The 11,641-nt window shown below is 59.9% G+C and carries 6 protein-coding genes and 1 tRNA gene; 4 read left to right on the top strand and 3 right to left on the bottom strand.

Features of this window, described 5'->3' with window-relative positions; genetic code table 11:
* Positions 1-18 precede the first annotated feature (18 nt).
* Both sctV and sctW read right to left on the bottom strand, forming a co-directional pair.
* Positions 19-2,112: a type III secretion system export apparatus subunit SctV gene (gene sctV / locus PspCFBP13528_RS03585; RefSeq protein WP_101218165.1), complete on the bottom strand. Its 2,094-nt coding sequence runs from the start codon at positions 2,110-2,112 to the stop codon at positions 19-21.
* Complete coding sequence (sctW, locus tag PspCFBP13528_RS03580; RefSeq protein WP_137199653.1) at positions 2,109-3,173, bottom strand: type III secretion system gatekeeper subunit SctW; 1,065 nt, start codon at positions 3,171-3,173, stop codon at positions 2,109-2,111. The genes sctV and sctW overlap by 4 nt, the downstream gene beginning before the upstream one ends.
* A 264-nt stretch (positions 3,174-3,437) precedes the next feature.
* Between sctW and PspCFBP13528_RS03575 the strand changes: the two genes are divergently transcribed.
* The 3 genes from PspCFBP13528_RS03575 to PspCFBP13528_RS03565 all read left to right on the top strand — a co-directional run bounded on the left by PspCFBP13528_RS03575 (position 3,438) and on the right by PspCFBP13528_RS03565 (position 5,225).
* A complete protein-coding gene (locus PspCFBP13528_RS03575) occupies positions 3,438-3,989 on the top strand; it encodes an RNA polymerase sigma factor (protein ID WP_065950580.1) in 552 nt (183 codons plus the stop codon).
* Positions 3,990-4,211: 222 nt separating this feature from the next.
* Positions 4,212-4,288, top strand: a tRNA-Met gene (locus PspCFBP13528_RS03570).
* A gap of 157 nt (positions 4,289-4,445) precedes the next feature.
* Entirely contained in the window at positions 4,446-5,225 is a 780-nt protein-coding gene (locus tag PspCFBP13528_RS03565) for a PhzF family phenazine biosynthesis protein (RefSeq protein WP_101218163.1), read from the top strand.
* Positions 5,226-5,295: 70 nt separating this feature from the next.
* On the opposite strand, the gene PspCFBP13528_RS03560 is transcribed toward PspCFBP13528_RS03565, so the two are convergent.
* Positions 5,296-9,480, bottom strand: coding sequence for an AvrE-family type 3 secretion system effector (locus PspCFBP13528_RS03560; protein ID WP_241669063.1), 4,185 nt, complete (start codon positions 9,478-9,480; stop codon positions 5,296-5,298).
* 314 nt (positions 9,481-9,794) lie between these two features.
* Between PspCFBP13528_RS03560 and ggt the strand changes: the two genes are divergently transcribed.
* The gene (gene ggt, locus PspCFBP13528_RS03555; RefSeq protein WP_137199651.1) at positions 9,795-11,624 is read left to right on the top strand and encodes a gamma-glutamyltransferase; all 1,830 of its coding nucleotides are present in this window, start codon (positions 9,795-9,797) and stop codon (positions 11,622-11,624) included.
* Positions 11,625-11,641: the final 17 nt, after the last annotated feature.

Raw genomic sequence — 11,641 nt, 5'->3', positions numbered from 1 at the left:
GGCGTATGAATAAGAGGCTCATGCCACAGCCCCGCGAAGCAGTTCGTCCTGACCCAGGTCGAATCGGCCCAGGACCTTTACCTTGGAATTGCTCCCCAGCTCGGCGAACGACATCACCGGTACATGGTTGAACTCATCCAGCAACAGAGCGCGCAAGGGACTGCGCAGGTCCTGAGCCACCAGCAGCACACTCTTGGTTTTGGGTCGTAGCGCGAACGCCTGGTTGAGCAGGCCAACCAGGGCAGCACTGCTGTCGTTATCGAGGGCGAAAAACACGCCGCTCTGGGTCTGGCGCAAGGCTTCGCGCAGGATGTTCTCGGTTTGCGGCGACAGCAGCCACGCGTGCAGGCCGTCGGCTTCGCTGTACTGGTGAAAGATCTGAGACTTGAGCGCGATACGGGCGTAATCGGCCAGGGCATCCGGTTCGCGCTCATGCTGGCCGTACTCGATCAGCGATTCGACGATCAACCGGACGGCACGCAATGGCACGCCCTCGGCCGCCAGGCGCTGCAGGACTGACGAAAAACGTGAAAGCGGCATGATGCGTTGCAGTTCCTGCACCAGTTCCGGCTGGTTGTGTTCAAGCCAGCTGAGGATCGATTTGCTTTCCTGGATGCCAAGAAACCGCGGCCCGCTAAGCAGCATCGCCCGCTTCATGCGTTCGATGACCAGGCTTTGGGCACTGAAACGCTCAACCTGCGGATCGTCGAGCAACGGATCATCAGGGCTGAGCCACAGCCAGTCTGCTTCGTCCCGCTCAAGCAGCCCTCTTTCCCCTCTGTCCGGAGGTTGCGCCAGGGAAGCGTACTCGACCGCTACCCGGTCGCTGAGGGTCGCCGTCACGACAGGCACCTCGTGCACGCAAAAGCGCATCTCATCGACGGCCAGCGACTCACTGAATTCGGCTTCGAACGGCGGCAGCGTCAAACCGATATTGGCGACCAGTGCGTTTCGGGCCTGACGAATCTTTTGAACGATGTCGATGACCTCGGGGGTGCTGTACAGCTTTGGATTGAACTGCAGCAGATACGGCCGTGACGGGTCGAAGCCGCGCAGGTCTTCATTACCATTCTCTTCCGGGCGGACCGCCTTCTCGTCCGAAGGCTGTGGCGTCTCCTCGCGCTGGCGTTGACGCATGAGGTAATAACCCAGGGTACCGGTCATCATCGAAATCAGAATGAACACCACGGTGGGCATGCCGGGAAGCGTGGCAAAGGCCAGCATGCCCACCGACGCGATCATCCAGCTCTTGGGCTCGCTGGTCATTTGCCGCGCAATTTCGGCGCCTATATTGCTGACGCCCTTGCGCCCGTCCGGCGCCACTCGGGTGATGATCATGCCGGCCGTCAGGGAGATCAGCAGCGCGGGAATCTGCGCGATCAGGCCGTCACCGATGGTCAGTACCGAATACAGCGCCATCGACTCGCCTGCGCTCATGCCGTGCTGGAACATGCCGGTCGAGAAGCCTCCGAGCAGGTTGATGACCACGATGATCAAACCGGCAATGGCGTCGCCCTTGACGAACTTCATGGCCCCGTCCATGGCCCCGAACAACTGGCTTTCGCGCGATAGCTGCTCACGTTTGTCCCGCGCCTGTGCACCGTCGATCAGCCCCGCGCGCAGGTCACTGTCGATCGACATCTGCTTGCCCGGCATCGCATCCAGGCTGAAACGGGCGGCCACTTCAGCGACCCGCTCCGACCCCTTGGTGATCACCAGAAAGTTGACGATGGTCAGGATCATGAAGATCACCAGGCCCACCGCCAGATTGCCACCCACCACGAAATTACCGAACGCTTCCACAATGTCACCGGCGTCCTGCTCCAGCAGGATCAAGCGCGTGGTGGCGATCGATAACGCCAGGCGAAACATGGTGGTCAGCAGCAGGATCGATGGAAACGACGAGAACGCCAACGGCCCTGGCAGGTAGAGCGCCAGTACGATCAACAGGCAGGAAATACAGATATTCAACGCGATCAGGATGTCCACCAGCCAGGTGGGCAGCGGCACAATGAAGATAAACACGATGGCCATGACCACCACCGCGCCGAGTACTTCGGCACGCCGTGCCACCTTGAGCAGCACGCCATTGATCGATGACAGCAGTGTCACCCGAACGTCCTCGTCTCGTCGGGGAATGTCAGGTGGCCGCGTTCTTCGCGGGCCCACTCAAGCATCACGTCCTTGAACGCTTTCACGGCGCTGGCCTGGGATTGAGCATCAAGCCACCAGGCCAAGGGCAAGGCCTTTATCTCCCTGGACAATTCGTTGAGCGAACGCAGTCGGGCGGCAAGCAGCGTGCCGCCAAACTCACTGGCCAGCCTTTGCACCTCAGCCGAATCGATGCCGGTACTGGCGTAACCCAGAAAACGCTGCAACAGACCCACCGCATCGTGTTCAACGTTGAGGCGCTGGATCAACGCCTCGCAGTTGCCCAGCACTGAGCGCAACTCGCGACACTCCCCCAACCCTTTGAGCAAGAGACGCAATTTTTCCGTGGGCACAGACTGTGTGTGGGCTGCGATATCACCGTTCAGCGCCTGAGTCATCAGGCCGACGCCCCTGGAAAACTCCGTCGGGCCGTACATTTTCAAGAGCGTTTGCAGCATCAACGCCAAGGATTGGCGCACGACCACAGAGGCGTAATAAAGCGCACGCACGTCCTGACGCTCCTGCGGGTCAGCGCTGGCTTCCTTCAACGCCAAGGCAATATTCAGACCTGCCTGGATCGGGCCGCCGAAATCACGCTTGAGCTCTCTCAGCGCGCTGCGTGCTGAGTCCTCCTCTACCCTCAACCCATTAGTTTTCGCTTCGCTGGCGATCAGCTGAAGCACCACGAAGGCGCGAGCGGGGTCACTGCCGGCGAGGTTTACCAATTTTTCGACAGTGGGCTTGCGCAGCAACTCAAACCGAAGCCGACGAACAACGGTTTCCAGCGTGGTTTGGCCAGGGTGGCCCAGTTGTTCATACAACTGCACGAACTCCGCCACAGGCGAAACTTTCGCGCCAATGGCTCGCCGGCCCAGGGCTTGCGCATTAAGTGCCACTTCTTCGGCGAAAATCTGCGCAATGTCATCCAAGGCCAGCGAACGGCTTGGCGCTTCGACAGTGCTGACACTGGGCTTTTCCGAGGGTTGGATCTGCTGCACATCGTTGAAGGATTCGACTTTCATGGGCGGGCCAGAATGGGAAGTTTGTGTCCCTATGTGGCAAGCCGCTGCGGTCCAGTTCCATCAAAACGTTTCAAGGTGATGGGCATGAAAATACTTGCACATCCACATCGAACCTTTTGCAGGTTACGGCACAAAAATCATTAAACCAAGAATATATATTCATACAAATCAATAAGTTATGTGTTTTTCCCATTTGGCACAGCCAGTGCAAAAGGGGTTCCTATCGAAACCATTTCGATCGAGCCTTCCCGGAGGAAAAACAACATGAAAATACCTATTGGTGATCTCGCTCACCTCGTCGGCAGTTCGCCTCAGTTCATGGTTCAACTGACGGACGACCAGCAAAAGAAACTGCGACGCTTCATTCATAAACGCGTGCTCAACCCCGAAGATGCGGACGACCTGCTGCAACTGACCTACCTTGAAGCCTGGCGCAACAGAGAGCGTTTCAGCGGCCAGGCCACGCTCAGCACCTGGATGTGCGGGATAGCTCAGAATTTGATCCGCAACCACTTCAGGCGCATGTATGCCAAACCCGTGCATTGCGAGTTCGACGAATCGTTGTGGCATGGCCAGGAGGAACACAACAGCCTGGATTGGGAATTTGAAGTCAACCGACGCCTGGAGAAAACCCTGAACGCCATCGACCATCTGCCGGCGGAAATGCGCAAAACGCTATACGCTTCGCTCGAAACAGATGGCAGCTATCAGGACACCGCCGATGCGCTGGACATTCCCATCGGCACGGTACGGTCACGCTTGTCGCGGGCGCGCGAACAGCTTAAACGCGTGACTCACAACCCGTTGCAGCCGTAAGTCCCCGCTACAAAAAAGCGTTGGGCGAAAAGGATATCTGCCCAACTCGACCGCAGCTTTACGTACGCGGCGGCAAAAGATCGCAGCCTGAAGAGCCCCCGCTGTGATCCCACCACTCGTCGCCATTTGGCCTGTTTTTCGTTAAACGGTTGAAAGCGTAGAAAAAAACTTAACAAAAGCCCTTGACGCATTCCCGTTCTACGCGAATAATGCGCGCCACTTGGCTACATAGCTCAGTTGGTTAGAGCATAGCATTCATAATGCTGGGGTCCGGGGTTCAAGTCCCTGTGTAGCCACCAAGTACTAAAAACGGCTTACCGAAAGGTAGGCCGTTTTTTTATGCGCGCAGGAAAGTGTCGCCAAGGTGCTCACGCTCAAAAATACTACCCATCTGTATTTTGACGCCCCCGGGAGCCGCTGTTAGTGTCCAGCCTCCCCCACCACGGAGCGCTCCCGATGCAACTGGACATCTACCAAGTCGACGCCTTCAGCCAGCACGCCTTTGGCGGCAATCCTGCGGCGGTATGCCCGCTCACCGAGTGGCTGACGGACGAGCAACTGCAACACATCGCCGCCGAAAACAATCTGTCGGAAACTGCGTTCTTCGTGCCCCGTGGCGACCTTTATGAACTGCGCTGGTTTACCCCGGAAGTCGAAGTGGACCTGTGTGGCCACGCCACGCTGGCAGCGGCGTGGGTGCTGATTCACAAGTTGCCGGACGCGCCGCGCGTGTTGCGCTTCGCCACGCGCAGCGGCGAGCTGCGGGTGACGCGCAACGGCGACGAACTGGCCATGGACTTCCCGGCCAGGCAACCGGAGCGCTGCGAGCCGCCAAGCGGAATGCTAAGTGCATTGGGGATCGAAAACGCCGAGGTGTTCGGCACCGATGACTATATCGTGCTGGTGGAAGATGAAGCACAAGTGGCCGCACTCACGCCGGATTTCGCAAGGCTCAAGGGCCTGCCTAAACGCGGGATTGCCGTCACCGCCAAGAGCACGCGCTTTGACTTTGTTTCGCGCTGGTTCGGCCCGAACGTGGGGGTCAATGAAGACCCGGTCACGGGCTCCGCGCATACGTCGCTGGCACCGTTCTGGGCCGAGCGCCTGGGCAAATCGCAATTGACCGCCGAGCAAGGCGGCACGCGCAAAGGTCAATTGCGCTGCGAGCTGCGCGGTGACCGGGTGATCATCTCCGGTAAGGCCGCGCTGTATATGCAGGGTGTGATTTATCTGTAAAACACAGCGGCTTGCCCTCAGGTAAGCCGCTTATTCATGTCGGTTGCCCAGTCATCCCTGCGGCTACCTTTCAGGCCATCGCATTGGGTGTTCTGATACGCTGGTCCGCCAAGTCAACGGTCAGGTCGTGGCGTGGCAGGGGGCTCAACGTATTGTTCAGGTTCATGCGCAACGGTTTGTCCGCATTCGCTCCGTATTCGAAGTCGACGTTGACATGCTTTTGCGTATGACTGAGCGAGGCGCTGCTGGAGAAGCTGATATTGGTCGGGAACGGCAACGACATGCCATGGGTCTGGGTCGCGGTATAGTTCATGCCCATGCTTTTCACACGCAGGTTGTTGGGATCTTTCAGCGCTCGCTTGATCAACGGCTCGGTGCTTTCGCCCGCCAGGTGACGATGCTCGATCATGCGCAGAACCTGCGGTTTGAGTTCCATGCCGAGCGTCACAGAGGTGCCTTCACCCTGCTGCAGTTGTTTGATGATATGGGCCAATTGCGGGTCATCCCTGAGCCATTGCACGATAGCTGCCTTGTTGCCCGGTGCGACATCGTCCAGCCAGCCATGCTGCTCATCATCGCGCACCCCAACAGGTGTGACTGATGACTCGACCGAGGCCAACTGACGTAAGCCAGCTTTCATCAGGTCCTGTTGAATCAACACTTTACCCAGCGACTGACTGATAGCTTCATAGTCATCCAGCTTGGTCGCCAACGGTGGGTGAGTCGCCAGAAACTGCTGTAGCGTGATCAGTTGTTCATCGGCAGAACCTTGCGCGCTCGACGCGGCGATGGTGGCTAAATCCCGGCTCCATTGCGGTGAGTACCGCGACAGGCTGTCTCGAATATCGTCAACCTGAGACTGAGTGACGGGGGCCGGCGGCTTGAACGAAAAATTGAAGGCCTTCGATTGTGTGCGATCGAACTTCACCATGACCGACAGTTCCGGCAAAGCAAAAGCTATGGCTGCCGGCCCGTTGCTGGCATCACGGCCGGCGATCGCCAGCGCGTTGACAGGCGCGAAGTTGGCGCCTACTGCGCCGTGCCTCAATAATTGAGCGCTGCGTCCCTCGCCTCGGCTGGTGCCCGTCGTTGAATGCGTGGTACTTCGGCTCTTGTCCAAATGCATAAGATTCAGACTACCCACCCCTCCAATACCGGCGCGAAGCACTGAGTCCAATTCGGTAATATTCTCTTGCGGGCTATACATCAAACGCAGTTGCGCGAGCGCATCCAGATTGACATCACCACTGAGTTTCGAGCTTGTGCCCGTCGCGTGTTTTTCTCCCAATGCCAACAAGTCGTGGAAACCGCCAGACTGCCCCATCAGAATCGACATCATCTTGCCAAAGTCGGCCTCTTTTACATTAAAACCAAGGGTAGCCCCCTTGTTATGCGCAACGGCAGCCGTCAACTCGCCCGCGACCCTCAGGCCCGGCCCCAGCGCAGCGCCGCCTTTACCCAAGGTCACACCCGAGCCCACGGATCCAGCCAACCGATATGTGCCCTCGGTGCTGATCTCAACCCGCGCACCGGTGTCGGTACGACTGATGTTCACACCATGGGTATGAGACCTGGAACCGCCCAGAAAAAACTCCACTGGCGCCACCGGCTTTATGCCGGTCACCAGCGCTGCGACGCTCACCCCTTGGGTTCGGCTGGTGTTCAGGGCATGACCCGTGTCCATCTGCTGCACTTGCCGTGTCATCACATCCGTAATGGACGCATCGGCGGGCAATCCCAGCAGCCCCGAAAGATGCCAATGCAAGGCGGACCCTGGAGTGCCAAGATCCTTGGCCAGCAGTTTGAAGTTGTCATACAGGGATTCCGCCTGGTCGTAGCTGACAATCTGCTGGCTGGACAGCGTGTGCACAGGGCCCTCTTCAAAGCCTTTCATCACTGCCTCCAGCGACGCCTCGATTCTTTTCAAGGCGCTTGGGCTATGGCCGGACGTACTGCTCAGTTCTTCAACCATCCCAGCCAATTGCTTAAGCGTGCCGGCATGGTGAATCAGATCGCCTTCGACGAGCGCCGAAGGATGACTGGAATCTCGTTTGCGCTCCGGTTTCCACTCGGGCAACCTCAAGCCTTGCCCTTCGAAGTTGGCCAGCAGCGCTGCCGTGGTCTTCTGCGCTGAAGGTTCGACCCGCTTGAATGCTTCATACAACTGGTGCAGTGTCGACTCGGCGCTCACCACCGTTCGGCTGAGCTTGGGCTGTGCATCAACTGTCAGCCCATGCAGGTCGCCGATCAGGCGGGCGCACGACTGGCTGCTTTCTTCGACCTTGGCCAACGCCTGGCTGAGCTGCTCGGCCAGTGCCTGTCGCGGCCCGGGCTCGCTCATGGCCGCAAGGCGAGTACTCAGGTCAGCGCCAACCGGCTTGCTCCTTGAGAGCGACTCGAGCTGTTGGTGAAGGCGCTTATCGTCAACGTATACGCTCTCCAATCCCCGGCGACCATTGATGTGATGCCCAATGGACTGGCCTTTCTCACCCAGCGCTTGCAAAGGATGGAAGTGCGATTTGATCCCCTGGAGAAAATTGCGCTTGATGGGCATCCCTTCGCGTGTTTGCCCAAGCACATTGCTGCTGGCCGTCAGCGCGCCCCCTGACACAGGCGTGCGCATCTGGCCGGCCGCTAACGTATCGGCCAATGAAGCCTCCTGCACCGCCGGTCGCACCGGCCCCCACGCCATTGCGCTTGGGGCCGCGTTATCCAGTCGATGGAACTGCTTGTCCCAACCGCCAATCAAGTGCCGGTCAGCCCCCATCCGCAGGGACTCCAAAGACTGGCCCTGCGGCAGTTCAACCTTGCTCCAGCGGGGCGCGGCATCCTCGCTGCCTTGCCAGGCGCGGCGATCGAGCTTGAACAATTCGCCCACCTGAGTGTGTGCATAAAGATTGGCTTCATGATCCAGCGCCAGTGTTTTGATTGCGAGCGCCGGTGAAAGCCGTAACGGACCGACCACTCCGTCCACACAGGCCTGGAGCTGATGGTCTTTATCGACGGTTACAAAGTTGCGGCCGTCGGCTACGGCAAAGCCAGTGACAGGACGCTGGATATCGCCCGCAAGTACCTCCTCAAGTGACACCTGGGGACGAGGCTTGGGCAGTGCGCTCAATTCATGACTGGCCCCCTCAAAGACCGGGTCACGCACCTTTGTTACATTCACCGCTTTGAGTTGCCCTGCTTGGAGCGCATAGGCGCGTCCATCCAGCCCTCGTTCCAGATGTGTCACGCCCTGTTGTGCGCTTGTGTCCCAACGTTGCGCCGACGCATCCCAGCTCAGCAATGTGCCGGAATCAAACGCAACCTTGCCCCGCAGCCCAAGATCGACGGCTGTCGTCAATGCCTGGAGGCTGGGCAACGGCAGGCCTTTCTCGATGCCCTTGACCAGCACGTCGCTGACGTTCCACTCAGGGCGCAGTGCGCCAGCCCTATCCAACGGCACGCTGTGCAATTGCTGCCGGGCATCACGAACCTGGGCATTGAGCTGCCCGGCGTCATCATGGAAGAACCCCTCGACACGCACTGCGCCCTTCAGCGCCTGCTCCAGCGGTACCAGCGATTGCGCAACCATCGGCAGCGTGCCGTCCCGCGCCAGCCGCGTGTCCGCGCGCAGCAGTTCACCGTCAGCCGTGGCGCCATACAGCGTGCCGCCAGACAAGCCGACTCGCGTAAGTTGCACAGGCGCGCCGCGTTCATCGACCGGGCGTGCATCCGCCACGTCGGCACCTTTAATCTGCACGACCGATGCGCCCTGAGCCTGGCGCAACACCGCCGAGGTCCGCCCCTGCGCACTGCTGTCCAGCGCCTGCGGAGGGGTCTTCAACAGTTGCCCTTCACGGGTCAGCCCGATACGGCTGTAGGTGCGGTTGTCGGCGTCGGGCAACCAGGACAGGGCAAGGGGTTCGAAGCGATACAGGCGTCCCTGATCCAGACGAAATTGCTTGCCCTCGGCGGTCGTCTGTACACCGCTTACGCTTCCCAAGTGTCCCCGACCGGGGCCCGGCGATACGCGACCTTCACCGCCATCAGTCTCGGGCAGGCTGCTTCTGAATACCGCCGCAACAGCAGGCGTGGGCTGAATATGAAACAGGTAATCTCGCTCATCCTTGAAACGCAACGTGCCGGCGACCGAGGCGCCATCAGCGACATAATGCTTGTTCGGCGCATTGAGATGGCGGGCGATATCACGTCCCACCAGGGTTGTATCAGGTTCCAGCCGCCCACCTTTGAGGCGGATATCGAACAGCATTGAAGCGGGATTCAACGATTGGTAGGAGGGTAACGGCTGGGCAGGCTCTGTGGCCGGGCGGGAATGTGCATTATCGACATGAGCATGCTCGATGACGTCATGTTGTGCGTGGGGCAGACCATCTACTCTTCTGTGCATAGCAGGCTCCAGAAATAGATAAATACCAGTTACCGAGTGAGTATTTTCCTCGGTTTGGTTCCAGCATTACGCAAACCCAGCCCGGCGGGCCCGACCGGAAAAAACCAATCAATCCGGACCATCCCCCTCTCTGCTGCGCTAAAGTCTTGCGACAGGAAGATCAGGTCATTCTCAAAATGAACGGAGTTCAACGCGTGCTTTTTATTTCCCGCCGTCAACTATCAACCGTTGCCATCACGCTCGCCCTTGCCGGCTGCCACACCACGGTCAATGAACAACCACCCGCACCGGAGCTGGGGTCGGGCTATCGCACCGACCTCGCCACTCGTCACGCAGCCCGCCATATGGCTGCCGCTGCCAACCCACTGGCTGCCCAAGCCGGACGCGAAATGTTGCGCCAGGGCGGTTCGGCAATCGATGCGGCGATCGCCATGCAAGCGGTGCTGACGCTGGTGGAACCGCAATCGTCCGGCATCGGCGGCGGTGCATTCATCATGCTGTGGGACGGCGAAAACGTGCACGCCTATGACGGCCGGGAAACCGCCCCAGCCGGGGCAACAGAGCGGTTGTTCCTGAAGGCCGACGGTACGCCCATGGCGTTTACCGATGCGCAGATCGGCGGGCGTTCGGTGGGCACGCCGGGGGTATTGCGGGCACTGGAAATGGCGCATAAAAAGAACGGCCACCTGCCGTGGGCCCAGCTGTTCGAACCGGCGATCCGGTTGTCCGAACAGGGTTTCGCAATCTCCCCACGCCTGCACAGCTTGATTGCCGCAGACCGCTTTATCGCGCAATCGCCGGACATGGCCACTTACTTTCTGAATACCGATGGTTCGCCAAAAGCCATTGGCACGCTGTTGAAGAACCCGGCGCTGGCGACGGTGTTCAAGCGTATCGCCAAGGAGGGGCCGGACGCGCTGTATCACGGCCCGATTGCCGATGAAATCGCACGCAAGGTGCAGGGCAATCGCAATGCCGGCAGGTTGACCCAAGCGGACCTTCAGGGCTACGCCGCCAAGGAGCGCACGCCGTTGTGTACCGACTACAAGCAGTGGAAAGTCTGCGGCATGCCGCCGCCGTCGTCGGGTGGGATCGCTGTTGCGCAAATCCTCGGCACATTGCAGGCGCTGCAAACGCGCGATCCGCGCCTGGCCATCGCGCCGATGACGCCGCTCAAGAGTCCCTCGCCGGCCGGGCTTGAACCCACGCCCGAAGCCGTGCATCTGATCGCCGAAGCCGGGCGCCTGGCGTTCGCCGACCGAGCGCTATACGTGGCTGATGCGGACTTCACGCCGGTGCCGGTTGCCGGTCTCGTTGCACCAGATTACCTGGCCCGGCGCGCCGCACTGATCGGTGAGCGCAGCATGGGCATCGCCAAGCCGGGCCAACCGGCAGGCCTTCAGGTGGCCTACGCGCCGGACCGCTCGCCACTGCGCATTTCCACCTCGCAAGTGGTGGCCGTGGATGATCAGGGCGGCGCCGTATCGATGACCACCTCGGTCGAGGCGGCGTTCGGCTCCCACGTCATGGTCCAGGGCTTTTTGCTCAATAATCAGATGACCGATTTCTCGTTCATCCCCGAAGAAAACGGCCAACCCGTCGCCAACCGCGTACAACCCGGCAAACGCCCGCGCTCGGCCATGGCGCCGACCCTGGTATTCGACCGTCAGAGCGGTGAGTTGCTGGCCACCGTGGGTTCGCCGGGCGGCTCGCAGATCATTGAATACGTGAGCAAAACACTGGTCGCGATGCTGGACTGGAAACTCGACCCGCAGGCCGCTATCAGCCTGCCGAACTTCGGCAGCCGCAATGGCGCAACCGAGTTGGAAGCCGGGCTGTTCAGCCCGGGCGTGAAGCAGGCCTTGAAGAGTAGAGGTCACGAACTGAGCGAAATCGACATGACCAGCGGCGTCCAGGCGATCGTTCGCACGCGTGATGCCCAGGGCAAGGTGTCATTGAGCGGGGGTGCGGACCCGCGGCGTGAAGGCGAAGCACTGGGCGACTGATTCAACCTGGGTGGGAG

It is taken from the genome of Pseudomonas sp. CFBP13528, assembly GCF_005233615.1.
GTDB classification, from domain to species: domain Bacteria; phylum Pseudomonadota; class Gammaproteobacteria; order Pseudomonadales; family Pseudomonadaceae; genus Aquipseudomonas; species Aquipseudomonas fluorescens_AM.
This window is presented reverse-complemented; position numbering and strand designations above follow the sequence as displayed.

What these genes read in the sequence shown, in the direction of transcription:
- sctW (WP_137199653.1), bottom strand. Translation starts at nt 3,173, where the DNA reads ATGAAAGTCGAATCCTTCAACGATGTGCAGCAGATCCAACCCTCGGAA.
- ggt (WP_137199651.1), top strand. Translation starts at nt 9,795, where the DNA reads ATGAACGGAGTTCAACGCGTGCTTTTTATTTCCCGCCGTCAACTATCA.
- PspCFBP13528_RS03575 (WP_065950580.1), top strand. Translation starts at nt 3,438, where the DNA reads ATGAAAATACCTATTGGTGATCTCGCTCACCTCGTCGGCAGTTCGCCT.
- PspCFBP13528_RS03565 (WP_101218163.1), top strand. Translation starts at nt 4,446, where the DNA reads ATGCAACTGGACATCTACCAAGTCGACGCCTTCAGCCAGCACGCCTTT.
- PspCFBP13528_RS03560 (WP_241669063.1), bottom strand. Translation starts at nt 9,480, where the DNA reads ATGCTGTTCGATATCCGCCTCAAAGGTGGGCGGCTGGAACCTGATACA.